This window comes from Parazoarcus communis SWub3 = DSM 12120 (genome assembly GCF_003226565.1).
GTDB lineage: Bacteria > Pseudomonadota > Gammaproteobacteria > Burkholderiales > Rhodocyclaceae > Parazoarcus > Parazoarcus communis.
In genome coordinates this window covers 1-222 of sequence record NZ_QKOE01000225.1, presented here as the reverse complement: position 1 = coordinate 222, position 222 = coordinate 1, and the positions used below count along the sequence as shown (strand labels likewise).

Annotated in this window: 1 protein-coding gene; it reads left to right on the top strand. The window is 61.3% G+C overall.

Annotated elements, in window-relative coordinates; translation table 11 throughout:
• Positions 1 to 222, top strand: a 222-nt coding sequence (locus DNK49_RS24355) for a hypothetical protein (RefSeq protein ID WP_207807129.1), incomplete at both ends; no start/stop codon positions are given.

Here is a 222-nt window from a genome sequence, read left to right as displayed (position 1 = left end):
ATCCCAACCTGTTCGGGCTGGTCGATCCCATCTTCTTCGAAACCATGGACCTGGGGCGCGGTGACGGCCCACTGTTCCAACTGTTCATCGAACGAGGGGCTGACATCAACTTGCGTCAAGGCCCGATGGACACTTCGGTGCTTGCCTACGCCGTCACCCGCGGGCATTGCAACGCTGCACTGCGCCTCATCGAGCTGGGGGCCGATGTTCACGCCAAAACCC